This window comes from Bacillus paralicheniformis (assembly GCF_001042485.2).
In the GTDB taxonomy this organism is placed as follows: Bacteria; Bacillota; Bacilli; order Bacillales; family Bacillaceae; genus Bacillus; species Bacillus paralicheniformis.
In genome coordinates this window covers 163,633-187,662 of record NZ_LBMN02000036.1, presented here as the reverse complement: position 1 = coordinate 187,662, position 24,030 = coordinate 163,633, and the positions used below count along the sequence as shown (strand labels likewise).

The 24,030-nt window shown below is 48.0% G+C and carries 27 protein-coding genes; 26 read left to right on the top strand and 1 reads right to left on the bottom strand.

What is annotated here, in order from left to right:
• Nucleotide 1: 1 nt before the first annotated feature.
• The 12 genes from hisC to ypjB all read left to right on the top strand — a co-directional run bounded on the left by hisC (nt 2) and on the right by ypjB (nt 10,025).
• A complete protein-coding gene (gene hisC, locus ACH97_RS19895; protein WP_020451948.1) occupies nt 2-1,087 on the top strand; it encodes a histidinol-phosphate transaminase in 1,086 nt (361 codons plus the stop codon).
• Nucleotides 1,088-1,141: 54 nt separating this feature from the next.
• On the top strand, nt 1,142-2,257 hold the full coding sequence (locus ACH97_RS19890; protein ID WP_020451947.1) for a prephenate dehydrogenase: 1,116 nt from the start codon (nt 1,142-1,144) through the stop codon (nt 2,255-2,257).
• A 10-nt stretch (nt 2,258-2,267) separates the two neighbouring features.
• Nucleotides 2,268-3,554, top strand: coding sequence for a 3-phosphoshikimate 1-carboxyvinyltransferase (gene aroA, locus ACH97_RS19885; protein ID WP_020451946.1), 1,287 nt, complete (start codon nt 2,268-2,270; stop codon nt 3,552-3,554).
• Nucleotides 3,555-3,786: 232 nt separating this feature from the next.
• Entirely contained in the window at nt 3,787-5,061 is a 1,275-nt protein-coding gene (locus tag ACH97_RS19880; protein ID WP_020451945.1) for a tetratricopeptide repeat protein, read from the top strand.
• Between the two features lie 68 nt (nt 5,062-5,129).
• On the top strand, nt 5,130-5,669 hold the full coding sequence (locus ACH97_RS19875; protein ID WP_020451944.1) for a ReoY family proteolytic degradation factor: 540 nt from the start codon (nt 5,130-5,132) through the stop codon (nt 5,667-5,669).
• Nucleotides 5,670-5,751: 82 nt separating this feature from the next.
• On the top strand, nt 5,752-6,198 hold the full coding sequence (locus ACH97_RS19870) for a YpiF family protein (protein ID WP_020451943.1): 447 nt from the start codon (nt 5,752-5,754) through the stop codon (nt 6,196-6,198).
• A gap of 146 nt (nt 6,199-6,344) precedes the next feature.
• The gene (locus ACH97_RS19865) at nt 6,345-6,851 is read left to right on the top strand and encodes a QcrA and Rieske domain-containing protein (protein ID WP_003182954.1); all 507 of its coding nucleotides are present in this window, start codon (nt 6,345-6,347) and stop codon (nt 6,849-6,851) included.
• 2 nt (nt 6,852-6,853) lie between these two features.
• Nucleotides 6,854-7,528: a menaquinol-cytochrome c reductase cytochrome b subunit gene (gene qcrB / locus ACH97_RS19860; protein WP_003182952.1), complete on the top strand. Its 675-nt coding sequence runs from the start codon at nt 6,854-6,856 to the stop codon at nt 7,526-7,528.
• A 32-nt stretch (nt 7,529-7,560) separates the two neighbouring features.
• On the top strand, nt 7,561-8,328 hold the full coding sequence (locus tag ACH97_RS19855; RefSeq protein WP_020451942.1) for a menaquinol-cytochrome c reductase cytochrome b/c subunit: 768 nt from the start codon (nt 7,561-7,563) through the stop codon (nt 8,326-8,328).
• Nucleotides 8,329-8,363: 35 nt separating this feature from the next.
• Nucleotides 8,364-8,513, top strand: coding sequence for a hypothetical protein (locus tag ACH97_RS23865; RefSeq protein WP_165583466.1), 150 nt, complete (start codon nt 8,364-8,366; stop codon nt 8,511-8,513).
• A gap of 52 nt (nt 8,514-8,565) precedes the next feature.
• A complete protein-coding gene (gene lhaT, locus ACH97_RS19850; RefSeq protein ID WP_020451941.1) occupies nt 8,566-9,150 on the top strand; it encodes a lipoprotein heptaprenylglyceryl N-acetyltransferase LhaT in 585 nt (194 codons plus the stop codon).
• A gap of 74 nt (nt 9,151-9,224) precedes the next feature.
• A complete protein-coding gene (gene ypjB, locus ACH97_RS19845) occupies nt 9,225-10,025 on the top strand; it encodes a sporulation protein YpjB (protein WP_020451940.1) in 801 nt (266 codons plus the stop codon).
• Between the two features lie 43 nt (nt 10,026-10,068).
• Here the strand turns inward: ypjB and ACH97_RS19840 are convergent, their stop codons facing one another.
• Nucleotides 10,069-10,941 (bottom strand): YitT family protein, encoded by an 873-nt coding sequence (locus ACH97_RS19840; protein ID WP_020451939.1) that lies wholly within the window; start codon nt 10,939-10,941, stop codon nt 10,069-10,071.
• A 138-nt stretch (nt 10,942-11,079) separates the two neighbouring features.
• Between ACH97_RS19840 and ACH97_RS19835 the strand changes: the two genes are divergently transcribed.
• The 14 genes from ACH97_RS19835 (at nt 11,080) to ACH97_RS19770 (ending at nt 23,937) form a co-directional block, all read left to right on the top strand.
• On the top strand, nt 11,080-11,418 hold the full coding sequence (locus ACH97_RS19835) for a nucleotide pyrophosphohydrolase (protein WP_020451938.1): 339 nt from the start codon (nt 11,080-11,082) through the stop codon (nt 11,416-11,418).
• A 12-nt stretch (nt 11,419-11,430) separates the two neighbouring features.
• Complete coding sequence (gene dapB / locus ACH97_RS19830) at nt 11,431-12,234, top strand: 4-hydroxy-tetrahydrodipicolinate reductase (RefSeq protein ID WP_020451937.1); 804 nt, start codon at nt 11,431-11,433, stop codon at nt 12,232-12,234.
• A gap of 19 nt (nt 12,235-12,253) precedes the next feature.
• Nucleotides 12,254-12,667, top strand: coding sequence for a methylglyoxal synthase (gene mgsA, locus ACH97_RS19825; protein ID WP_020451936.1), 414 nt, complete (start codon nt 12,254-12,256; stop codon nt 12,665-12,667).
• Nucleotides 12,660-13,361 carry a bacillithiol biosynthesis deacetylase BshB1 gene (gene bshB1 / locus ACH97_RS19820; protein WP_020451935.1) on the top strand — a complete coding sequence of 234 codons (702 nt, stop codon included), beginning with the start codon at nt 12,660-12,662 and terminating at the stop codon, nt 13,359-13,361. Before mgsA ends, bshB1 begins: the two co-directional genes overlap by 8 nt.
• A complete protein-coding gene (gene bshA / locus ACH97_RS19815) occupies nt 13,361-14,542 on the top strand; it encodes an N-acetyl-alpha-D-glucosaminyl L-malate synthase BshA (RefSeq protein ID WP_023857430.1) in 1,182 nt (393 codons plus the stop codon). Before bshB1 ends, bshA begins: the two co-directional genes overlap by 1 nt.
• The gene (locus tag ACH97_RS19810; RefSeq protein ID WP_048350231.1) at nt 14,502-15,695 is read left to right on the top strand and encodes a CCA tRNA nucleotidyltransferase; all 1,194 of its coding nucleotides are present in this window, start codon (nt 14,502-14,504) and stop codon (nt 15,693-15,695) included. Before bshA ends, ACH97_RS19810 begins: the two co-directional genes overlap by 41 nt.
• Complete coding sequence (locus ACH97_RS19805; protein WP_035338526.1) at nt 15,680-16,663, top strand: bifunctional biotin--[acetyl-CoA-carboxylase] synthetase/biotin operon repressor; 984 nt, start codon at nt 15,680-15,682, stop codon at nt 16,661-16,663. Before ACH97_RS19810 ends, ACH97_RS19805 begins: the two co-directional genes overlap by 16 nt.
• A 248-nt stretch (nt 16,664-16,911) precedes the next feature.
• Entirely contained in the window at nt 16,912-17,745 is an 834-nt protein-coding gene (gene panB, locus ACH97_RS19795) for a 3-methyl-2-oxobutanoate hydroxymethyltransferase (protein WP_020451930.1), read from the top strand.
• 2 nt (nt 17,746-17,747) lie between these two features.
• The gene (gene panC, locus ACH97_RS19790; RefSeq protein ID WP_026579393.1) at nt 17,748-18,614 is read left to right on the top strand and encodes a pantoate--beta-alanine ligase; all 867 of its coding nucleotides are present in this window, start codon (nt 17,748-17,750) and stop codon (nt 18,612-18,614) included.
• A complete protein-coding gene (gene panD / locus ACH97_RS19785; RefSeq protein WP_003182918.1) occupies nt 18,614-18,997 on the top strand; it encodes an aspartate 1-decarboxylase in 384 nt (127 codons plus the stop codon). The genes panC and panD overlap by 1 nt, the downstream gene beginning before the upstream one ends.
• A gap of 123 nt (nt 18,998-19,120) precedes the next feature.
• A complete protein-coding gene (gene dinG / locus ACH97_RS19780; protein WP_048350230.1) occupies nt 19,121-21,913 on the top strand; it encodes an ATP-dependent DNA helicase DinG in 2,793 nt (930 codons plus the stop codon).
• A 152-nt stretch (nt 21,914-22,065) separates the two neighbouring features.
• Nucleotides 22,066-22,236 carry a YpmA family protein gene (locus ACH97_RS23210; RefSeq protein WP_003182913.1) on the top strand — a complete coding sequence of 57 codons (171 nt, stop codon included), beginning with the start codon at nt 22,066-22,068 and terminating at the stop codon, nt 22,234-22,236.
• A 9-nt stretch (nt 22,237-22,245) separates the two neighbouring features.
• Nucleotides 22,246-22,731, top strand: a complete 486-nt coding sequence (tseB, locus tag ACH97_RS19775; RefSeq protein ID WP_020451926.1) for a cell wall elongation/penicillin-binding protein regulator TseB — start codon at nt 22,246-22,248, stop codon at nt 22,729-22,731.
• Nucleotides 22,732-22,752: 21 nt separating this feature from the next.
• Nucleotides 22,753-23,937 (top strand): pyridoxal phosphate-dependent aminotransferase, encoded by a 1,185-nt coding sequence (locus tag ACH97_RS19770; RefSeq protein WP_020451925.1) that lies wholly within the window; start codon nt 22,753-22,755, stop codon nt 23,935-23,937.
• Nucleotides 23,938-24,030: the final 93 nt, after the last annotated feature.

The following is a 24,030-nucleotide window of genomic DNA, read 5'->3' as shown; positions in this document are numbered from 1 at the left end:
AATGTTGCAAATTAAAGAACAGTTAAAACAATTAACGCCTTACAAGCCGGGCAAACCGATTGAAGAGGTCAAAAAAGAATTCAACCTCGACCGGGTCGTCAAGCTCGCTTCAAATGAAAATCCTTACGGCTGTTCGGAAGCGGCAAAAGCAGCGCTCCAGACCGAAGTGCAGCAAATGGCTCTCTATCCTGACGGCTATAGTGCGGCATTAAGAACAAAGCTTGCCTCCCATCTCGGCGTAAACGAAACGAACATCATCCTTGGAAACGGAACGGACGAAGTCATTCAAATTATTTCCCGCTCTTTGTTGGATCCTGCATCAAACACTGTAATGGCGAATCCGACATTTTCACAATACAAGCACAATGCTGTCATCGAAGGAGCGGAAGTCAGGGAAATCGGCCTGCTTGAAAACGGCTGCCACGACTTGGATGCAATGCTGGAGGCGATCGATGAACAGACGAAGGTTGTCTGGGTTTGCAGTCCGAACAATCCGACCGGAACGTATGAATCCAGCCGCAACCTGATCCGTTTTCTTGAAAAAGTCCCGGAACATGTCCTTGCTGTCGTCGATGAAGCTTATTACGAATACGTAACGGCTCAAGACTACCCTGAGACCATTCCGCTTTTGGAACGCTTTTCGAACTTGATGATTCTCAGGACGTTTTCAAAAGCTTACGGTTTAGCGTCTTTGAGGGTCGGCTACGGGATTGCCTCTGAACAGCTGATTCAGGCGGTTGAGCCGGCGAGACAGCCGTTTAATACAAACCGGCTCGGCCAGGCTGCCGCGCTTGCCGCGCTGGGCGATCAGGCATTTATCGACGATTGCGTGAGAAAAAACAATGAAGGGCTCAAACAGTACTACGATTTCTGTGATGAGCACGGGCTAAATTACTATCCTTCACAAACGAACTTTGTGCTGATCGATTTTAAACGGAATGCAGACGAACTTTTCATGGAGCTGCTGAAAAAAGGCTATATCGTCAGATCGGGGAATGCGCTCGGCTTTCCGACATTCCTTAGAATATCGGTCGGTACGAAGGAACAGAACGAAGGCTTGTTGAAAACGTTAGCCGGCATGTTGTAAGAGGTGATGATTCAGTCACCTCTTTAGTCTATTGATGAACTTAGGTGATAAAAAATGACTCAACCAAATGAAACGATTTTATTGGCCGGTTTGGGCTTAATCGGCGGTTCGATCGCCCTTGCCATCAAAAAGGAACACCCCGGCAAACGGATCATCGGGTTTGACGTGTCAGAAGAGCAGGCAAGAGCTGCACAAAAGCTTGGCGTTATTGATGCTCCGGCTGTTTCTTTTTTAGAAGGGGTGAAAGAAGCATCAACCGTTTTTTTAGCGGCGCCGGTCGAACAGACGCTTCACATGCTTGATGAACTTGCCGCTTCAGGCATCAGAAAAAAGCTGCTCATTACAGATGTCGGCAGCACGAAACAAAAGGTCGTCACCTATGCCGAGAAAGTGCTGCCGGATGAATACAGGTTTATCGGGGGCCATCCGATGGCCGGATCGCATAAATCGGGCGTCGCAGCCGCCAAAGACTTCCTTTTCGAGAACGCGTTTTACATTTTGACGCCTTCCGGCTCCGCCGGCAAAGAAGCGGTTGCTTCCTTAAAAGATCTGCTCAAAGGAACAAATGCAAAGTTTGTGGAAATGTCTCCGGCTGAACACGACGCCGTTACAAGCGTGATCAGCCACTTTCCGCACGTCGTAGCGGCCAGTCTCGTCCACCAGACCGTCAAATTCGAAGATCATTATCCGCTCGTCAAGCGTTTTGCCGCAGGGGGCTTCCGCGATATTACGAGAATTGCCTCAAGCAGCCCGGCGATGTGGCGCGATATTCTTTTGCACAATAAAGATAAAATATTGGAACGGTTTGACGAATGGAAATTTGAGCTGGACAGAATCCAGTCTTTTATCGAAAATGAAGATGCAGACGGGCTGTTTGAATTTTTTCGGCAAGCCAAGGAATACCGCGACGGTCTGCCTTTGCGGCAAAAAGGCGCGATTCCTTCCTTTTACGATCTTTATGTCGATGTCCCCGACCATCCCGGGGTCATCTCGGAAATTACGGCGATTCTCGCTGACGAGAAAATCAGCATTACGAACATCCGGATTATTGAAACAAGGGAAGACATAAACGGTGTTCTCAGAATCAGCTTTCAATCCGATGAAGATCGAAAACGCGCCGAAAAATGCATTCAAACCCGTGCAAAATATGAAACATTTTATGCTGATTGAGGTGGAACACATGAAAAGAGGAAAAATCAGTTCACTAAAAGGAGAGCTTCATATTCCGGGAGATAAATCCATCTCTCATCGCTCTGTTATGTTCGGAGCCATAGCAGAAGGGAAAACGGTCATCAAAAACTTTTTGCCAGGAGCTGACTGCTTGAGCACGATCGCCTGCTTTCGGAAAATGGGTGTGGAAATCGAACAGAATGGCAGTGATGTCACCGTCCTCGGCAAAGGGCTCGATCAGCTGGCTGAACCTGCGGAACTCCTTGACGTGGGGAATTCCGGAACGACGATCAGGCTGATGCTCGGCATTTTGGCGGGACGCCCGTTTCACAGTACAGTCGCCGGCGATGAGAGCATCGCCAAAAGGCCGATGAAGCGTGTCACAGAACCGCTTCGAAAAATGGGAGCGAAAATCGACGGCCGCGCCGGAGGGGAATATACACCGCTCTCTGTCCGCGGCGGACATCTGGCAGCGATCGATTTTCAGTCGCCTGTTGCAAGTGCGCAAATCAAATCTGCCGTTTTGCTTGCAGGTCTGCAGGCCGAAGGCGCCACAACGGTGACGGAGCCTCATAAATCAAGAGACCATACGGAACGGATGCTGTCAATGTTCGGTGTCAGCCTTCAGGAAGATGAAACAAGCGTAACAATTGAGGGCGGGCAGCAGTTGAAAGCGGCCGAAGTCTTCGTGCCGGGTGATATTTCATCAGCTGCGTTTTTCCTGGCAGCGGCTTCCCTAGTTCCTGACAGTGAAGTCGTGCTTCGCAATGTCGGACTCAATCCGACCAGGACGGGAATCATCGATGTCTTGAAAGAAATGGGGGCCGATCTTGAAATCGAAGAAAAAAATGCCGGAAACGCCGAGCCGTACGGCGATCTGAGAATCAAAACGTCCTCTTTGAAAGCCGCTGAGATTTCGGGCGATTTGATCCCGCGCCTCATCGATGAAATACCGATCATCGCTCTTCTCGCTACACAAGCTCAAGGAACGACGGTCATCAAAGACGCGGCTGAGCTCAAAGTAAAAGAAACGAACCGAATCGATACCGTCGCCTCAGAGCTGAAAAAAATCGGTGCGAACATCGAGCCGACAGAAGACGGGATGAAGATTCACGGCAGGACGCCTCTTACAGGCGGCGCGAAAGTCTCAAGCCACGGGGACCACCGGATCGGAATGATGCTGGGAATCGCCGCCTGCATCTGCGAGCAGCCGATCGACATTTTACAGCCTGAAGCTGTGAGCGTCTCATATCCTTCGTTTTTTGAACATATTGAAAAGCTTGCAAAAAAAGCCTGAAGCCTTGTGCTCAGGCTTTTTCAGCCCGGAAAATCATGAAAGCCGGGCGTTTGATCATAAAACGAATGTCTCCCGCATAGCTTGTCTTAACAGAATCAATCTGCTTCATACAGGTGTGCGGGCAACATATTTGCCGGAAGCCGCCGCGTGAATTATGATAGTAAGTAACTCACCGCGATATGCCGGCTGATACGGCAGGCGATGAATTGACGAAAGAAAGGGACGTTTAGATTTGAATACTTCGATTCAAGAAGCCATAAAATTAGTTGAAGCAGGCCACCCGGAAAGCGGATTGAAAAAGCTTGCTGATATCGAGTCTGACCTTCATGATGAAGACAAAGCCATAGTAGCTCAGCTGTATTACGAATGGGGCATTGTCGATAAGGCTATCGCCATCGCGAATGATCTCCATGAACTGTATCCGGATGAAACGGAACTGACATGCTTTTATGCCGAACTCCTCATCGAAACCGATCAGGAAGAAAAAGCGCTGAGCGTGCTCGAAACGATTCCGGAAACAGATGAAGCGTACCCGCAGTGCCTGCTTTTAATGGCTGACCTCTATCAGATGCAGGGTCTGTTTGAAGTCAGCGAGCAAAAGCTGTTAAAGGCCCAAGCCATTTTGCCGGATGAGCCGGTTATCGATTTTGCTTTGGGAGAGCTGTATTTCACTCAGGGAGCTTACGGCAAAGCGGTCCGCCAATTCAAAAAAGCGGCCGAAGAAGAAGCCGTCATCGGCGGCGTCAATGTGTACCAAAGGCTGGCGGAATCATTAAGTTCATCCGGCGCGTTTGAAGAAGCGCTTGAATGGTATGAAAAAGCCGTCAAGGAGAACCCGGAGCCCAACACACTGTTCGGGTTTGGTTTTACGGCGCTGAAAGCGGGGTATCCTAAAACTGCGATTAAACAACTGACAGAGCTGAAGGAAATGGATCCTGCTTATTCTTCACTTTACAAGCCTCTGGCAAACAGCTTTGAAGCAGAAGGGCTTTATGAAGAAGCATTTGAAACGGCAAAAGAAGGAATCCGCTTCGATGAATTCAACAAAGAGCTTTATCTTTCTGCTGCAAAAGCAGCCTTAAAAACGAAAAGGCATTCGGAAGCGAAAGAGCTGCTTCGTGAAGCGCTGGCGCTGGACCCCGGATTTCTGGAAGCCGTCCATACCCTGCTTGCCCTGTTTCTTGAAGAAGACGACGATGAGAGCATTATTGAACTTGTACAGGAAGTCCGCAAATACGGAGAGGATGATCCGAAGTTCAGCTGGCATCTGGCATCGGCGTTCGCCCGGACAGAGGTGTACGACAAGGCGCGTGAGGAATATGAGAACGCATTTTTGCACTATCGGGATGACGCCGATTTCCTTTACGAATATTCAATGTTTCTGCTAGAAGAAGGACGGCGAAAAGAAGCGCTGCCTCTGCTGAAAAAACTGGCAGAGCTCGACCCGGCAAACGAGGAAGTCCAGGAGACGATTTTCAGAATCGAAGATGAAAATTCCTTTGAATAAGCAGGATATGATCGGTTTGTGTGGAATTTATAAAGTAATACACAAGATGCGATAGAGGAGGGAATAACATGCAGACCCCTGTTTCTGTCAATGAAAAAAAAGATTTTATCCGCTGGTTTCTCAACCATTATCAGCTGAAACGAAGAGAGTGTGTATGGATTCTGAATTATTTAATGAGCCATGACTCGCTGATGGAAAAAGTGCATTTTGTCGAGCAGGCCGAATTTTGTCCGAGGGGCATTATCATGTCTACCCACTGCGTTGAGGAAGTGCCTTTTCGTTTTTATAAAGAAAATGTCATGACGACCGATGCAGAAAAATCATTTCATGATATCAGGCTGAATAAGCAGCAGGATCTCTTTATCCAGCTGAACTTCCGCTCAGCCTATAATTCTCCGGAATATGCGGCGGTACTCGAAGCCAACCCCCATATTCCGAAAGACCTATATGAAAATGAAAAAGATAAAATTGTCGCTGAACAGATTTTGGAGCATTCCATTTCCACTTTTCAGAGACAAAAGCTGCTGCGGGAAATCGATGAAGCGCTTGACCGCCAAGATAAAGAGAGCTTCGAAAAACTAGCTAAACAACTGAGCCAGCTGCGATAATCCGCTGCCAATCAAGCCTTGCCGAGAGCAAGGCTTGTTCAGCTCCGGAGAAAGCGCTGTCAAAACGAGGAGGCCGGGAGCCGTGAAATGGAATACGCACGATGCGGATATTTACTTGAACGCGAAAGAATACATCGATACAGCTGTCATCCCTTTAATATCGGTTAATTTGGGAGATCAGTTTAAATCGGCCGTATCAAAAGGGGAATTTACGTCTATACTTGCAGAAGAACTTGAAAGGCAGCTGAAGGGCAGAATCTATTTGTTTCCACCCTGTACATATTTAGATGCGAATGAAAAATCGGCGCAGCATATCGCCAATTTAAAAGAAATGGCCGGAAAACATTTTCGCCACATCGTTTTTTTAACGACGGATGAACGCTGGAAGCAGGTGCTCGAAAGCGAGCAAAAGCTGCTGTGGGTTCCGGCGATTCCTCTCGAACATATGAAGGATTCGTTAAAGCAGAAGCTGCTGGAAGACCAAATTGAGCAAATATTGAACATTTTGTTACAATATTGGAACTCTTAATAAAAACACTTACATTTCCTTTGTATAATGATTTTGGGAATGTTGACCTTCCTAAAATATTGATATATTATGAGGGTGTCCTAGTTTCATGAATTTTTTTCTATTTCAGTTATATTGTAGCTGGGGACTTGAGGGGGGATATGAAGATGAGCGAAAAAAGACATCGGGTATCCAGACGTCAGTTTTTAAACTATACGCTGACCGGAGTCGGCGGCTTTATGGCGGCGGGGATGCTCATGCCTATGGTTCGCTTCGCGCTCGATCCGGTTTTAAGGCCGACTGAAGATCAGGACATGGTTCAGGTTGTCAGCGTTGATGAATTGACAAATGAACCGCAGCGCTTCGATTTTAAAATCAAACAAGTGGATGCCTGGTACGAATCGGAAGAATCGAGATCAGCGTGGGTTTTCAAAAGTGGGGACGAAATTGTAGCTTTATCACCGGTTTGTAAACATTTGGGGTGTACGGTCAACTGGAACAGCGATCCTAAAAATCCGAATAAGTTCTTTTGTCCGTGCCATTACGGACTTTATGAAAAGGATGGTACCAACGTGCCCGGAACTCCGCCGCTTGCTCCTTTGGACCGCTATGAGCAAGAGGTTAAAGACGGCTACCTTTACTTAGGGAAAGCCAAGCCGAGGAAGGATGGGTGATCATGCTAAACAAAATTTATGACTGGGTGGACGAAAGACTTGACATTACGCCGCTCTGGCGGGACATCGCCGACCATGAAGTTCCTGAACACGTGAACCCGGCTCACCATTTTTCAGCTTTCGTGTACTGCTTCGGGGGATTGACGTTTTTCGTTACGGTGATTCAGGTGCTGTCCGGCATGTTTTTGACGATGTATTACGTTCCGGATATTAAAAACGCCTGGGAATCTGTTTATTATTTGCAGAATGAAGTGGCGTTCGGACAGATTGTAAGGGGAATGCACCACTGGGGTGCAAGCTTGGTCATTGTGATGATGTTTCTTCATACGCTCAGGGTTTTCTTCCAGGGGGCCTATAAGAAGCCGAGAGAGCTGAACTGGATTGTCGGCGTTTTGATCTTCTTTGTCATGCTCGGTTTAGGTTTTACAGGCTACCTTTTGCCTTGGGATATGAAAGCTCTGTTTGCGACAAAAGTAGGTTTGCAGATTGCTGAGGCGACGCCGCTGATCGGCTCGGAAATTAAAACGCTGCTTGCCGGTCATCCGGATATTGTCGGCGCTCAGACGTTGACGCGCTTTTTTGCCATACACGTCTTTTTCCTGCCAGCCGCTCTGTTCGGACTGATGGCTGCACACTTTATCATGATTCGCAAGCAAGGAATTTCTGGGCCGCTGTAAGCGAGCGACTCAATTGAGAAGGAGGGGATGGCATGAAGAGGGGAAAAGGGATGAAGTTTGTCGGTGATTCACGGATCCCGGCGGAAAGAAAACCGAATATTCCAAAAGATTATTCCGAATTTCCAGGGAAAACGGAAGCGTTCTGGCCGAATTTCCTGTTGAAAGAATGGATGGTCGGGGCGGTTTTCCTTGTCGGTTTTCTCGTGCTGACCATCGTGCATGAGCCTCCGCTCGAGCGGATGGCAGATCCGACCGATACCGGCTACATACCTTTGCCAGACTGGTATTTTCTATTTCTTTACCAATTGCTGAAATACGAATATGCTGCCGGGCCGTATACGGTTGTCGGCGCAATTATTATCCCGACAATTGCATTCGGAGCGCTATTATTGGCACCGTTTCTTGACAGAGGCCCTGAAAGAAGGCCGTTTAAACGCCCGGTTGCCGTAGGGTTGATGCTTTTGGCAATTTCAGCGACGATTTTCTTAACATGGCAGTCCGTTGTCACCCACGACTGGGCCGCTGCTGAAGAGCAGGGTAAGATCAAGGAAGAGGCCAATATAGATACGAGTGCAGCAGGGTATAAGATTTATCAGGAGCAAGGCTGTATTTCGTGCCATGGAGACAACATGCAGGGAGGAGCGGCAGGCCCGTCTCTCGTTGACAACGGCTTGTCTCCGGAAGAGATTGCGAAAATCGCCAAGGAAGGAAAAGGCGAAATGCCTGCTGGCGTTTTTAAAGGATCTGATAAAGAGCTTAAAGAACTGTCTAAATTCATCTCCGAAACAACGGCGAAATAAAACGGTTGTCAAGTTGATGAAGGCAGGCTATACTCTTGATAGAGCTGAAGCTGACGCCAAGTCAGCCTCTCGGGCTGTCGACGATGTCGATGGCCTTTTCAATTTTGACCGCTGCTGATCGTGAACCGTACGGAAGCCGGAAATGCCGCTGCTTCTTGGCGCGCGTTTCTGCGGTCAGTCTGTGAAGCTGACTCGGCTGCGGCTTTTTTTATTTAAAGAGACTGTGAGTTGATTGCTTTGAAACTGATTTCCTACATGCTCGCTCAAAAACCGCTGCTTCTGCTGCTTTTGATAATTAATTTCTTCGGTACGGTTTACGGGTATTACTGGTACCTTCCGCAGCTGACGAATACGCCTGCGAAATTTCTGATTTTCGTTCCCGACAGCCCGACGGCGACATTGTTTTTTTTATTTGTTCTCATCGGACTTTTATTGGGAAGGAATGCTCCTCTCTTTGAGGCGCTTGCGCTTGTTACGCTCGTCAAATACGGGCTGTGGGCGGTAGTGATGAATATCCTCGTGCTTGCGGTGTCCGGAAGCCTCCATTGGACGGGCTATATGCTGATCGCGTCGCACTTCGCAATGGCTGTGCAAGGCGTGCTGTACGCCCCTCATTACCGGTTTAAAGGGTGGCATTTGGCGCTTGCGGCTGTGTGGACGTTGCATAACGATGTCATTGATTACTTGTTTGGCATGATGCCGAATTATTCAATGCTCGATCAATATATGCCGCAGATCGGCTATTTTACATTTTGGCTCAGCATCGCTTCGATCGGTTTGGCCTATTACTTGGTTTTGTCCCGGAAAGCTTTTAAGCTGTAACACGGATTCACAATCTTGGTCTAACCTTGTCCCTCTCTTCATACGCTTTAATAGAAGGAGTGGGAGGGACCGTAATGATACGAAAGGTGATCCTTTGCATGATGCTTGCGCTTGTTTTTCCTGCGGCCGGTTTAAAAGCGGAAGAATCATCGGCTTTGCAGGAATTGACGGAACTGTCAGATACGGTATTCCAGCTAACAAGGCAGTCTCAATATGAGGAAGCGGTACAAATTCTTCAATACTTTGAAAAACGGCTGAAAGCAGCGGAGAAAGGCGAAACAGAGGGTATTATGACAGGATCGGAAATCCGTCAGGTCAGTCTGGCCTACCATGATACGCTGAAAAGGCTGGAAAGCGAAGAGGTCGCACAGCAGGAAAAATTTAAAGCCGCCGCCCAGTTTAGAATGCTGATGGACGCCATAGAATCTGACCATGATCCGCTGTGGAGCAGTTTGAAAAAGCCGATCATGGATTCTTTCAGCGCTTTGAAGGCCGGGATTCAGAAAGAAGACAACCTGACATTCAGGGAAAAGTGGAATCATTTTTTATCCTTGTATGATACGATTTACCCAAGCTTAACGATTGATGTTTCGCCAAAGCAGTTAAAAAGCGTCTCCAACCATATTGCAGTCGTGGAAAACGGGGGCTTTCAGCAAATGACGGAAAGCAGCAAGCTGGAAAGGCTGACGCTTTTGGAAAAAGATTTGGAAGATGTGTTTAATCAAGTAGAAGAAGATGATGCAGACCCTTCACTGTTATGGGTCATCCTGACGACGGGAAGCATTATCCTCTCGACGCTGACATATGTCGGATTCAGAAAGTATAAAGCCGAAGAGGACAGGCGCAGAAAAAGAGAAAAAGATTGGCCGAAATAAGAAGCTCCGCTGATCGCGAGCTTCTTTTTTTGCTGACCTTCAATCAGCGTGTGATGGGATTTTTGTTCTCATCAAGCGTAAACCCTTCTCCCAGAACGTCGTGTACGTCGCTTACGGCTACAAAAGCGTGCGGGTCGACCGAGGTAATCACGTTTTTCAGCTGGAAAACCTCATTTTTCGGGACGACGCAGTATAGAACGTCCCGCTCTGTTTTCGTATATGACCCCTGACCTTTTAAAACCGTGACGCCTCTTTCCATTTCTTCTATGATTTTGCGCTGGATCTGGTCGTTCTTTTCAGAGATGATGGTGGCGCCTTTTGCGGCATAACCGCCTTCCTGCATAAAATCGATGACTTTTGACGCGACAAATACGGCAACAAGCGTGTACATCGCTTCCTTATAGGAGAGGTAAAAAATAAGGGATAATGTAATGACGCAGGCGTCAAACACAAACATGGCTTTGCCCATCGGCACTTGAAAATATTTGTTGATCAGCCGCACAATAATATCGACGCCGCCCGTCGTTCCGCCGTATCTGAAAATAATGCCCAATCCGGTACCGATAAACACGCCTGCAAAAAGAGCCGCGAGCGCAAGATCGTTTTGTAGCGGCATATGAATCTGGAAGCGCTGAAAAATCCATAAAAACACCGACAGACTGACTGTGCCGAGAATGGTATATGAGAAGACCGTTCTGCCGAGGAGCTTCCAGCCGACGAAGAAGACGGGGATGTTCAGCACCAGATTGGATATGGAAGGATCGATATTAAACAGGAAATAAAGCAGCAGGGTAATGCCGGTAAAACCGCCTTCCGACAAGTTGTTCTGCATATTAAAATGAACGAGTCCAAAGGAAAAAACTGCAGCGCCTGCTAAAATAAACAGGACGTTCTTCATTCTGATGTCTCCGAACATAAAAAAAACTCCTTTCCTTCCATAAGCTGGCGTTAATATTATAGTGTATCCGTTTTAAAACAGCAAACCCGTCTTAAACATTTGTCAAACTTGTTTGAATTCGCTAACATGTAAGAGATGACAGGAGGTTTTGTCAGCATGACGAAAGAAAAAACGATGAAAGATATACAGCGTGAGGTTGACGAATATATCGGCCAGTTTAAAGAAGGCTATTTCAGTCCGCTTGCCATGATGGCCAGGCTGACGGAAGAGCTTGGCGAACTGGCGAGGGAAATCAACCATCATTACGGTGAAAAACCGAAGAAAAAAACCGAATCGGAAAAAAAGATCGATGAAGAAATCGGCGACGTATTGTTCGTTTTAGTTTGTCTTGCGAATTCGCTTCATATATCATTGGATGAAGCGCATGATATGGTCATGGAGAAGTTCAACACCCGTGACAAAGACCGCTGGACAAGAATAGAAGAAGGAAAGTAGAGGAGAATCAAGATGCAAAAGGAGACCATTAAAATCGCAATAGCAGGACCGCGCGGAAGAATGGGAAGCGAAGCGGTCAAACTTGTTGAAGATACCGCACATTTTGAGCTTGTCGGTGCAATCGACCGTACATATAACCGTGAAAAGCTGTCAGACGTGATGATATCAAGTTCAGAAGCCGTCATTTACACTGATATTACCGAATGCTTTTCAGAAACGGCTCCGGACGTTCTGATTGATTTGACAACGCCGGAAATCGGCAAGCTACATACAAAAATCGCGCTGGAGCACGGCGTCCGTCCTGTTGTGGGAACGACAGGATTTTCTGAGAGTGACTTGAACGAGCTTATGGAACTGACCGACGAGAAGGGGATCGGAGCCATCATCGCGCCAAACTTCGCGCTCGGAGCCGTGCTGATGATGAAGTTTTCGCAAATGGCTGCCAACTATTTTACCGATGTCGAAATCATTGAACAGCACCATGATCAAAAGCTTGACGCACCAAGCGGAACGGCCTTGAAAACGGCGGAAATGATTTCGGCTGTTCGCGAAGCGAAAATGCAGGGGCATCCGGATGAAAAAGAAATTCTGCCGGGAGCAAGAGGAGCCGATCAAAACGGAATCCGTCTCCACAGCGTTCGTCTGCCGGGATTGATCGCCCATCAGGAAGTGATGTTCGGCGGAGACGGCCAAACCTTGAAAATCCGTCATGATTCATACAACCGCGCATCTTTTATGTCTGGTGTGAAACTGGCTGTTGAACAAGTGATGAAAATCGATCAGCTTGTCTACGGCCTTGAAAATATCATAGAGTAACAAGAAGGGGGAAATCGCTTTGAAAATCGCCTTAATTGCCCATGACCGAAAAAAACAGGACATGATTCAGCTGACGACCGCTTATAAAGATATTTTAAAAAAGCACGAGCTGTTTGCGACAGGGACGACCGGTTTAAAAATCACCGAAGCGACAGGGCTGCCCGTCGTGCGTTTTCAATCGGGACCGCTTGGCGGAGACCAGCAGATCGGTGCTTTAATCGCGAAAAATGACATCGACCTTGTGATTTTTCTGAGAGACCCGCTGACGGCCCAGCCGCACGAACCTGATGTGTCAGCTCTTATCCGCTTGTCTGACGTTTATGCCATTCCGCTCGCCACCAATATGGGAACGGCGGAAATCTTGATCCGATCTGTCGAGGAAGGCGCGTTTGAATTCAGAAACATTGTCCACGGCGGGGATCGAGATGCTTGATATACTGGCTTTCGGCGCGCACAGCGATGATGTAGAAATCGGCATGGGAGGAACCATTGCCAAATATACTAAAAAAGGCTTTCAAATTGGCATCTGCGATTTAACCCAGGCTGAACTGTCTTCAAACGGAACAGTCGAAACGAGAAAAAGCGAAGCGGCGCAGGCGGCCGACATTCTCGGCGCCAGCGCGCGGATTTCCCTCACGCTGCCGGACAGGGGGCTGTTTCCCAGCCAGGAGGCGATCAGGGAAGCGGTTGCCGTCATTCGAAAACATAAGCCGAAGCTTGTCTTTGTCCCTTATCCGAAGGACCGGCATCCCGATCACGGGCATGCAGCGGAAATCGTCGAAGAAGCGGTCTTTTCCGCTGGAATACATAAATACGAAGATGCAGAAAAACAGCCGGCCCATAAAGTCCAAAACGTGTACTACTATATGATCAACGGTTTTCACAAACCCGAATTTGTCATCGACATTTCCGAAACGATCAATCAAAAAAAGGAAAGCCTTGCTGCTTATCAGAGCCAGTTCACCCGTTCCCGGCAGTCGGTTGAAACACCGCTGACGAACGGATATATTGAAACGGTCGAAGCAAGGGAAAAGCTTTTGGGAAAAGAGGTCGGCGTCGCATACGCGGAAGGGTTTTTTTCAAAGCGGACTCTTCTGTTAAACAACGATTTATTTGGGGGCGGATGATGAAACAGTTAAAAATCGGAATCACATGTTATCCGAGTGTCGGAGGATCAGGAATTATCGCTACCGAACTCGGCAAGCTCCTTGCGGAAAAAGGACATGAAATTCATTTTATTACATCAAGTGTTCCGTACAGGCTCAATAAAGTGTATTCCAACATCTATTTTCACGAAGTCGAAGTCAATCAATATGCCGTGTTTAAGCACCCGCCGTATGATTTGGCTTTGGCCAGCAAAATGGCGGAGGTGGCGAAGCGGGAACAGCTTGATGTTCTGCATGCCCACTACGCGGTGCCTCACGCGATTTCCGCTTTTTTAGCGAAGCAAATGCTGAACGGAAACATTAAAACGGTCACAACGCTGCACGGCACAGATATAACCGTTCTCGGCTATGATCCGTCTTTAAAAGATCTGATCAAGTTTGCGATCGAGTCGTCTGACCGCGTAACAGCGGTTTCTTCAGCTCTTGCCGCGCAAACGTACGATTTGATCAAACCGAACAAAAAAATCGAAACGATCTATAATTTTGTGGATGAGCGCGTGTATTTAAAAAAGCAGGAGCATCATTCGCTGAAAGAGCAGTACGGCATCGCCCCTGATGAAAAAGTGATCATCCACGTATCCAATTTCAGACAGGTGAAGCGCGTGCAGGACGTCATCCATGTCTTCAGCAGCATTGTCAAACGAATGAAGTCGAAGCTGATTCTCGTCGGCGACGGGCCGGAGATGACCGTGATCTGCCAGCTTGTCAGACAGCTCGGACTAAAAGATGATGTTCTTTTCCTGGGCAAACAGGACAGCGTAGAAGAGCTTTACGCCATCAGCGATTTAAAGCTGCTTTTGTCCGAGAAGGAAAGCTTCGGTTTAGTGCTGCTGGAGGCGATGGCCTGCGGCGTTCCGTGCATCGGCACCAATATCGGAGGGATTCCCGAGGTGATCAAAAACGGTAAATCCGGTTACTTGGTCGATGTAGGAGATATTGAAGGCGCAGCTCGTAAAGCGCTCCATTTGCTGACTGATGAAAGCCTGCAGCGCCAGTTTGCGGAAGCGGCGCTAGAAAGCATCAAGGAGCGCTTTTCTTCCAGTAAAATCATCGCGCAATATGAAGAAATTTATCAACAATTAACAGACGGGGAGTGTGACAATGGAGGATCTCTTTTTGAAGGCTCTTCCTCTCCTTCGTGAGCTGAAAAAACACGGCCGGCAGGCCTACTTTGTAGGCGGATCTGTCAGGGATGCCCAAATGAACCGGGATATCGGTGATATTGACATCGCTACAGATGCATCCCCGGAAGAAATTGAAGCCATTTTTCCGAAAACCGTTGATGTCGGAAAGGAACACGGAACCATCATCGTCCTCTTTGAGGGAGAATCCTATGAGGTGACGACCTTTCGCGCAGAGCTTGAGTACGAGGATTACAGAAGGCCGAGCGGCGTTCAGTTTATCAAATCGCTGAAAGAAGACCTGAAGAGGCGGGACTTGACGATTAATGCCATGGCGATGGATGAACAGGGGAGACTGATCGACTATTTCGGCGGACTCCGCGACATACGGGAAAAATTGATTCAAACGGTCGGCGACCCGGCGGAGCGTTTTCACGAAGATGCGCTACGCATGCTGCGGGCGCTCCGTTTTATGAGTCAGCTCGAGTTTGAGCTTTCTCCAAATACAAAAAAAGCGATTTGCGAAAACCGTCTGCTCTTGGCTCATATTTCTACAGAGCGGAAAACGGTTGAATTTGAAAAGCTTTTAAAAGGAAAAGCGGCGGACAGGGCTTTGGAAGCGGCGGCTGAAACAGGGCTTTACAAGGAGCTTCCGGGGCTGGACGGCAAAAAGGAGCGCGTTCTGGCTGCCCGTGCTTTTCCTTTTTACCAACTTCAAAAAAGAGCGGATATATGGGCGGCTTTCATTCACATGATATCACTCGATTCCGCTGAGGCTCACCAGTTTTTAAAAGGGTGGAAGCTTCCGGGGAAAGTCATAAAACAGGCGCTCCTGACGGCTGAACGAATCGATCAAAAATGGGATGCCGTCTCGATGTATGAGGCGGGGGAAGAGACGCTGCTGTCCGCTTCCGCCATCCGCAGCTTAAGGGACAAGCAGGCAATCGATGAAAAGCGGCTGGCTGAAATCAGACAGTCGTACCGCGCGCTTCCGATTAAAAGCCTGAAAGACCTGGCGGTGTCTGGAAGCGATTTGTTGAATTTCAGAAAGAAGCCGGCCGGGAAATGGGTGTCCGATGATTTGAAACGGATTGAGCGGGCCGTGTTAAACGGGGAGCTTGCCAATCAAAAAAAAGCCATAGAGGAGTGGCTGGATTCATGCAGTCAAATTTAAGAAAGAAACTCATTCAATTGTTTACAGAGGCCGACGGCGAATTCATTTCAGGCCAGAAAATCAGCGAAGAGCTCGGATGCTCAAGGACCGCCGTTTGGAAGCATATCGAAGATCTGAGAAAATCGGGATATGAACTTGAAGCGGTCCGAAAGCTCGGCTATAAAATGATAAAAAAACCTGACAAAATCACCGAAGATGAAATCAGGCTCGGGTTAAAAACGAAAAAAATGGGACAGACCATCCATTTTCACGATGTCGTCTCATCAACTCAAAAAATCGCCCATGAGCTAGCAAACAACGGTGCGCCGGAAGGAATGATCATCGTTGCCGACAAGCAGACTGAAGGAAGGGGAAGAATGGCGAGAACATGGCATTCCCCAGAAGGAAACGGCATTTGGATGAGCATCATTTTAAGACCTGAAATGCCCGTGCAAAAAACGCCGCAGCTGACGCTTTTAGCCGCAGTCGCGATCGTTCAGGCAGTCGAAGAGCAAACCGGCATCGCAGCTGAAATCAAATGGCCGAACGATATTTTGATCAACCGCAAAAAAGTCGTCGGGATCTTAACCGAACTGCAGGCGGAAGCCGATCAGGTCCATTCTGTCATCGTCGGAATGGGGATCAACGTCAATCAGCTTGCTGGCGACTTTCCGGAAGAATTAAAAGAAACAGCGACAAGCCTTCGTCTCGCAAGCGGTGAAAAAATCGACAGAGCCGCTTTGATTCAAACGATAATGGCGACATTTGAAAAAAGGTATGAAGACTATCTCGCCTACGGTTTCGAGCCGATCAAGCTTTTATGGGAGAGCTACGCTTTGAGCCTGAACCGTGAATTGACGGCCAGGACGCTGAACGGAACGTTTCACGGCAAAGCGCTGGGAATAGACGAAGAAGGCGTCTTGATCCTGGAAACGAGTGACGGCATCAAAAAAATATACTCCGCCGATATCGATATAAATCCGTCATAGTTGGAAGGATCCATGCGTTTTTGGTATACTTCGGATGGGCAGTATCCTGTAGGAACTGCACCTGGAAAACATGCAACTGATAAAAAACAGTCTGCCTTGATCCAAAAAGGACTGGGACAGAGGGATGATTCTTGCCGAACACGGACGATTCGAAATCCTTCTTCTTGCCGGAAGGTTTTTTTGCTGTCCGAAAAGATGCTCATGCAAGCACGGCAGCTCATCTCCTCTGAAAAAGAGGAGGAGAAAACATGAAGACAAAGATTGATTTTCTAAAAATGAAACAAGAGGGAGAGCCGATCGTCATGCTGACGGCCTACGATTACCCGGCGGCAAAGCTTGCCGAACAGGCCGGCGTCGATATGATTCTTGTCGGCGATTCGCTCGGCATGGTTGTGCTCGGCCTTGATTCGACCGTATCTGTGACGGTCGCTGATATGATCCACCATACAAAAGCCGTAAAACGCGGGGCAAAAGATACGTTTGTGGTGACGGATATGCCGTTTATGTCTTATCACTGCTCTTTGGAAAGCGCTCTGAATAATGCCGCGGCGATCGTTCAGGAAAGCGGAGCCGATGCTTTGAAGCTTGAAGGCGGCGACGGTGTATTTGAGACGATCACGGCTTTAACACGCGGCGGAATACCTGTTGTCAGCCACTTAGGCTTGACTCCTCAATCCGTCGGTGTCTTGGGAGGCTATAAAGTTCAGGGGAAAGATGAAGAAAGCGCCCGCAAGCTGATTGAAGACAGCAGGCGCTGTGAAGAAGCAGGCGCAATTGCGCTCGTTCTCGAATGCGTCCCGGCAGCGCTCGCTGAACAGATTTCAAAGGAGCTCACGATTCCTGTCATCGGCATTGGAGCAGGCCCTGGTACAGACGGACAAGTTCTCGTTTACCACGATGTTGTCGGACACGGAGTGAGCCGGACGCCTAAATTTGTAAAACAGTATGTGCAAATCGATCAGCCGCTTGAACAAGCGCTTCGAGGATATGTTGAGGATGTCAGAAGCCGCGTGTTTCCTGAAGATGCTCATTCATTCCGTATCGATCAGCAAGTTCTTGAAGGATTATACGGAGGGAAATAAGCATGATTCAGATCCATACAGCAAAAGATATACAAAATGCAACGAAAAATTATCGCAAAGAAGGCAAAACGATCGGTTTTGTGCCGACAATGGGCTTCCTTCATGAAGGCCATATGTCGCTTGTGGAAAAAGCGCGAAAAGACAATGATATTGTCGTGATGAGCATTTTTGTCAATCCTATGCAGTTCGGTCCGGGTGAAGACTATGAAGCGTACCCGAGAGATATCGAAAGGGACCGGCAGCTTGCGGCTGACGGAGGAGTGGACATCTTGTTCACTCCTGAGCCTGAAGAAATGTACGGTCAGGAGCCGACGGTTACCGCAAGCGTGAAAAAGCGGACGGACGTCCTTTGCGGCCGTTCAAGGGAAGGTCATTTCGACGGTGTCGCAACAGTGCTCACAAAGCTGTTCAATCTCACCTTTCCGACAAGGGTTTATTTTGGCATGAAAGATGCGCAGCAGGTTGCCGTTGTCGACGGGCTGATCAACGACTTTTTCATGGATATTGAGCTGATCCCGGTTGAAACAAAACGGGAAGAAGACGGGCTTGCCAAAAGCTCAAGAAATGTCAACCTGCGAGCAGAAGAACGGCAGGAAGCACCCGCTCTCTATCAAGCCCTTCAGCGCGGCGCCGAGCTGATCCGTGATGGAGAGAGGGATGCGGAAGCTGTTAAGCGAGAGGTTCGGAGCATTCTTGAAAAAACGAGCGGTGTCATCGATTATGCGGATATTTATTCATATCCCGATCTGGAGATCAGGGAGCCATTGACTGGAAAAGTCATCATAGCGGTTGCCGTTCAGTTTTCCAAAGCCCGCTTAATTGATAATATCATCGTCGATATCCCGGCAGATCAAAAGGAGGATTTATGATGTACCGTACGTTAATGAGCGCAAAACTTCACAGAGCGAGAGTGACGGAAGCCAATTTGAACTACGTCGGCAGCGTGACAATTGATGAAGATTTGCTGGATGCCGTCGGAATGATGGCAAATGAAAAAGTGCAAATTGTGAATAATAATAACGGGGCCCGGCTGGAAACGTACATCATTCCCGGTGAAAGGGGGAGCGGCGTCGTTTGTTTAAACGGAGCTGCCGCCCGCCTTGTTCAAGTGGGAGATGTCGTCATCATCGTTTCTTATGCCATGATGTCTGAAGAGGAAGCAAAGACCCATAAGCCGAAGGTTGCCGTTTTGAACGAGAGAAACGAAATCGAGGAAATGCTGGGTCAGGAGCCCGCCCGTACCATTCTGTAGCCCCCTTGCCTTTAGGGGGCTTTCATATCGTTTAGAAAGAGTAGAAGGCGAAGCTTTTTCCCCGCATCTTTCTAAAACGTGTTACACTTTTGTCGAAGGTATCGAAATTGAGGTGTCCATTGAATGAACAATCAACGATATGTGGTCATTGATGTGGAAACGACAGGGAATTCGCCGAAAAAAGGCGACAGAATCATTCAAATTGCAGCGGTTGTGATTGAAAATGGACAAATGACCGAACGTTTCTCCAAATATGTGAATCCCAATCAGCCGATTCCCGCTTTTATCGAGCAGCTGACGGGAATTTCGAATGAAATGGTTGAAAATGAAGAGCCATTTTCGGCGATTGCCGAAGATATTTTTGAGCTGCTTCAAGACAGCTGTTTTATCGCTCATAACATTCATTTTGATCTTGCTTTTGTAAAGTATGAGCTGCAGCAGGCCGGTTTTGGCGAGCTTGAATGCAGCGTTCTCGATACGGTGGAGCTTTCGAGAATCGTTTTTCCGGGTTTTGACGGCTATAAATTGACTGAGCTGAGCGAAGAGCTTCAGATTCGCCATGAAAACCCGCACAGGGCTGACAGCGATGCGGAAGTGACCGCTTTGATCTTTTTACATATGATGGACAGACTGAAAAGGCTGCCGATTTCGGTTTTGAAATCAATCAGACGTCTATCCTGGCATTTGATCAGTGACGCGCAGGAGCTTTTTGACGGCTTGATCGCTGAAAAAGGTGCCGATGCCGAACTTGATGCCGGCTTTATGAAGGTTGGTTCCTTTGTGATCAGGACCCCTGAAGACGAGGATGAAGAGGCCGGTCATAAGAGCCGGGTCCCGCAGACAGAGCCGCTTATTTGGGAAAAAGACGGCGGACTTTCTTCATTGGACGACCGGTTTGACAAGAGAGAAGGACAGACGAAAATGATGCAGGAGGTCTGGACCGCTTTTCAAAATCATGAGCATGCTCTGATCGAAGCTGCCACTGGAATCGGAAAAACGCTCGGATATCTCGTGCCGGCTGCAATCCGCGCCAAGCAAACAGGCAAGCCGGTCGTGATCAGCACATATACGACATTGCTTCAGCAACAGATGATCAACCGTGATATCCCGCTTTTGGAAAAGATTTTTCCTTTCCCGGTCAAAGCCGCGGTTTTAAAGGGCCGCTCTCATTATTTATCCATTCGCAAGTTCAAGCATATTTTACAGGAAGATGATGACAATTATGATAGCGTCCTTGCAAAAGCGCAAATTCTCGTCTGGCTGACAGATACAGAAACGGGCGATTTATCGGAAATTAATCTTCCGTCAGGCGGAAAGCTTCTGTGGGACAGACTGGCATATGATTCGCATTCATATGCAGAAAACAGCACCCTAAGGAAACTGTGTTTTTATGAGAGAGCCAAAGCGCGGGCGCAGAAGGCTGATATGATCATTACCAATCATGCGCTTCTGTTGACTGACGAAGCCAATCAGCGAATTCATACCGGTGATGCCGATACGTTTGTTATTGATGAAGCCCATCACTTTGAACGCGCAGCGGGCGAGCAGTATGGGGCAAGAGCAGACTATGTCTTTCTCCATAAAAGGTTGATGCGGCTCGGCACCCTCAAACAAAGGGGGATTTTAAAAAAAGCCGAACGCCTCTACCGGTCAGCAGGCATTTCACCAGAATCTTTTTTCCAAATGGACGAATGGCTCGCTCAGCTTCTTGAAGAAAGCGATCTGTTCTTTACGGCTGTTCATTCTTTTGTCAAGCGGAGGAAACCAAGAAACGATCTCAACCGTCTCTTATATAAGATCGGCGAAATCGGTGAAAGCAGGGCATGGAACAGGCTTGAAGAAAGCGCGAGAAGACTGTGTTCCTTGCTGTATGACATGCACCGGCTGTTTTCGGATCAAAAGAAAAGCCTCGCTGAAAAACAGGCTTCCTTCACCAGCCGCCAGGCGTTTTTGTTAGAGGAATACGATTCATGCATGGACGACCTTGAAGAATATCGAAAGACGCTCGCCCGCTTGATGTTTGACCCTGTCGAAGATGAGGTCGTCTGGATTGAAATTGACGCGAAGGGCGCAAAAAACGCCGCGGCCATTTACGCTCAGCCGCTTGATACAAGCGAAATTCTGGCCGACCGGTTTTTCACCGAGAAAAAAAGCGTTGTGCTCACATCGGGGACGCTTGTCGTCGAGAACTCATTTGACTATATGATCAAAAAGCTCGGTTTAAGCGATTTCTATCCGAGGACCTTGCAAATCGAGGCGCCTTTTTCTTATGATAAGCATATGAACATCATGATTCCGACGGATGTCAGCCCGATTCAAAACGATCCTGAAGACTATATTCAAGATGTCTCGCGTTATGTCAAGGCGCTTGCAAAACAGAAAAATGCCAAAGTGCTCGTCCTGTTTACGTCTCATGATATGCTGCGAGACGTCTACCATGCAATAAAACACGAGGAAGACTTTCCTTGTCCGCTCCTTGCGCAGGGGATTTCCGGAGGAAGCCCCGTCAAGGTCATGAAATTGTTTAGATCGTATCCCCATGCGGTTCTTCTCGGAACGAACCATTTTTGGGAGGGCGTTGACTTTCCGGGTGACGAGCTGACGACGCTTGTCATCGCAAGGCTGCCGTTCAGGCCGCCTGACCACCCTGTTGAATCAGCCAAGTGCGACCGGGCGAAGAGAAGGGGAGAAAGCCCGTTTCAAGCGGTATCTCTGCCGGAAGCTGTCCTGGCATTCAGGCAGGGGATCGGCAGGCTGCTCCGCTCGGAGAAAGACAGCGGAACGGTCGTGATTCTCGACCGCCGCATCCGAACCGCTTCCTACGGCACGGTGTTTATGAAGGCTCTGCCCCCTGCAAAAGTCATGGAGCCTGCATTCCTTGAGCTTGAAGCCTACATAGCCGGGAAAAACGGCTAAAAGCCGCATAAAGCGGCTCTTAAATGGTGTGGATTAAGGTTTTATTTTTTAGGCTGTTTATTTAAACGGTTATCCCGTTGTAACAACTAGTATGGCTTTAGGCACAAAGAGTATGAATTACAATTATTGTTTCGTTCGGAGGTATTTGAAAAATGGAAAACAAAATCGAAATTTTATCTACCGTAAGCGTCGAGCATTCAGAAGACCTGTATAAAATCGTCGACCTTTTGAACCGCACGCTCAAACGCGATGATCTCATGTTCGGCCTCGCTCTCGATGAAGAAGATCAAAAACAGGCCATTTTTACGATTTATCGTACTTAGGAGCAGAAAATGGGCAAAAAAACATTAATTTTCATACTGATATTTGGTATTATCTTTTTAACAGCACTTCTTGCGGGAGCGAATGTCTACCGTACGGCAATGGATCAGAAAGAAAGCGGCCACGAGCAGGCTGCCGAAACAGCCAAGCAGGAAGCAGGCTTAAAACAAGTTGACAGCGTGGAGACGTTTGTCGGCAAAGAAAAGCAGTACATTGTCACAGGGACGGACAAAAAAGGCGGCAAAATGTATGTTTGGGTGCCTGCTGACAAAAAGCAGAAAACGATTTACAAAAAAGCGGCAGACGGCATTACCGGCCGCCAGGCTTCAAAAGCGGTTCAGGATGAAGGCCTTGTGTCTGAGCTTAAAGAGGTGCACCTTGCAAGGGAAGGCAATGTTCTATTGTGGGAAGTTACATACTTAAATAAAGATGGGCAGTACAGTTTAAGCTATGTGGACTTTATAAACGGAAAAATTCACAAAAATATTACGCCTTAGACGAAACAGGGGGAAATCGAGTTGAATCTAGCTAAAAGAGTATCAGCGTTAACACCATCTGCAACATTGGCAATCACTGCAAAAGCAAAAGATTTAAAAGCGGCAGGGCACGACGTCATCGGTCTTGGGGCGGGTGAACCGGATTTTAATACGCCTGAGCACATCATTGAGGCTGCTGTCCGTTCGATGAATGAAGGACATACCAAATACACGCCTTCCGGAGGTCTTGCGGCGCTGAAAGACAGCATCCGCGAAAAATTCAAGCGCGATCAGGGAATCGAGTACCGCCAATCTGAAGTTATCGTGTGCACAGGTGCAAAGCATGCTCTTTACACCCTATTTCAAGTGCTCCTCGACGAAGGGGACGAAGTGATTATTCCGACTCCGTACTGGGTCAGCTATCCTGAACAAGTCAAGCTTGCAGGCGGCAAACCGGTATTTGTGGAAGGCCTTGAGGAAAACAGCTTCAAAATTTCTCCGGAGCAGCTTGAAAAAGCCGTCACGGAAAAAACGAAGGCTGTGATCATCAATTCCCCAAGCAATCCGACAGGCATGATGTATACGGAAGAAGAGCTCAAAGCGCTCGGTGAAGTATGCCTTCGCCGCAACATTCTAATCGTATCTGATGAAATATATGAAAAGCTGATTTACAGCGGAAAAAAACATGTATCCATTGCACAGCTTTCTCCAGAACTTAAAAATCAAACCGTAATCATCAACGGGGTTTCCAAGTCACACAGCATGACCGGCTGGAGAATCGGGTATGCGGCAGGCAGCGAACCGATCATTAAGGCGATGACGAACCTTGCCAGCCACAGCACGTCAAATCCGACATCTGTCGCACAATACGGAGCCATTGCCGCTTACAATGGACCAAACGAGCCTGTTGAAGAGATGAGAAAAGCTTTTGAAGACCGGCTGAACAAGGTGTATGAACTGCTTGTTGACATTCCGGGATTGACATGCCTGAAGCCTGAAGGGGCCTTCTACTTGTTCCCGAATGCAAAAAAAGCGGCAGAATCGTGCGGCTTTTCAAGCGTTGATGAATTCGCTGAAGCGCTTTTGGAAGAAGAAAAGGTTGCGATCGTTCCCGGTTCAGGGTTCGGCGCACCGGACAACATCCGTCTGTCGTATGCGACATCCCTGTCACTTTTGGAAGAAGCGGTCGAACGGATTCGCCGCTTTGTCGTGAATCGCAGCCGCTAGAAGCAGAAAGCGTCCGCAGCTGGACGCTTTTTGCATGCACGCAAGCTGCATTGACCTGATCGAATCAAAAAAGGTATAATATACGTTATGGAC

Bases quoted from the DNA above. Each gene is read 5' to 3' on its own strand.
- hisC (WP_020451948.1), top strand. From the start codon at position 2: ATGTTGCAAATTAAAGAACAGTTAAAACAATTAACGCCTTACAAGCCG.
- ACH97_RS19890 (WP_020451947.1), top strand. From the start codon at position 1,142: ATGACTCAACCAAATGAAACGATTTTATTGGCCGGTTTGGGCTTAATC.
- aroA (WP_020451946.1), top strand. From the start codon at position 2,268: ATGAAAAGAGGAAAAATCAGTTCACTAAAAGGAGAGCTTCATATTCCG.
- ACH97_RS19875 (WP_020451944.1), top strand. From the start codon at position 5,130: ATGCAGACCCCTGTTTCTGTCAATGAAAAAAAAGATTTTATCCGCTGG.
- ACH97_RS19865 (WP_003182954.1), top strand. From the start codon at position 6,345: ATGAGCGAAAAAAGACATCGGGTATCCAGACGTCAGTTTTTAAACTAT.
- qcrB (WP_003182952.1), top strand. From the start codon at position 6,854: ATGCTAAACAAAATTTATGACTGGGTGGACGAAAGACTTGACATTACG.
- ACH97_RS19855 (WP_020451942.1), top strand. From the start codon at position 7,561: ATGAAGAGGGGAAAAGGGATGAAGTTTGTCGGTGATTCACGGATCCCG.
- ypjB (WP_020451940.1), top strand. From the start codon at position 9,225: ATGATACGAAAGGTGATCCTTTGCATGATGCTTGCGCTTGTTTTTCCT.
- ACH97_RS19840 (WP_020451939.1), bottom strand. From the start codon at position 10,941: ATGTTCGGAGACATCAGAATGAAGAACGTCCTGTTTATTTTAGCAGGC.
- ACH97_RS19835 (WP_020451938.1), top strand. From the start codon at position 11,080: ATGACGAAAGAAAAAACGATGAAAGATATACAGCGTGAGGTTGACGAA.
- dapB (WP_020451937.1), top strand. From the start codon at position 11,431: ATGCAAAAGGAGACCATTAAAATCGCAATAGCAGGACCGCGCGGAAGA.
- bshB1 (WP_020451935.1), top strand. From the start codon at position 12,660: ATGCTTGATATACTGGCTTTCGGCGCGCACAGCGATGATGTAGAAATC.
- bshA (WP_023857430.1), top strand. From the start codon at position 13,361: ATGAAACAGTTAAAAATCGGAATCACATGTTATCCGAGTGTCGGAGGA.
- ACH97_RS19810 (WP_048350231.1), top strand. From the start codon at position 14,502: ATGGAGGATCTCTTTTTGAAGGCTCTTCCTCTCCTTCGTGAGCTGAAA.
- ACH97_RS19805 (WP_035338526.1), top strand. From the start codon at position 15,680: ATGCAGTCAAATTTAAGAAAGAAACTCATTCAATTGTTTACAGAGGCC.
- panB (WP_020451930.1), top strand. From the start codon at position 16,912: ATGAAGACAAAGATTGATTTTCTAAAAATGAAACAAGAGGGAGAGCCG.
- panC (WP_026579393.1), top strand. From the start codon at position 17,748: ATGATTCAGATCCATACAGCAAAAGATATACAAAATGCAACGAAAAAT.
- panD (WP_003182918.1), top strand. From the start codon at position 18,614: ATGTACCGTACGTTAATGAGCGCAAAACTTCACAGAGCGAGAGTGACG.
- dinG (WP_048350230.1), top strand. From the start codon at position 19,121: ATGAACAATCAACGATATGTGGTCATTGATGTGGAAACGACAGGGAAT.
- ACH97_RS23210 (WP_003182913.1), top strand. From the start codon at position 22,066: ATGGAAAACAAAATCGAAATTTTATCTACCGTAAGCGTCGAGCATTCA.
- tseB (WP_020451926.1), top strand. From the start codon at position 22,246: ATGGGCAAAAAAACATTAATTTTCATACTGATATTTGGTATTATCTTT.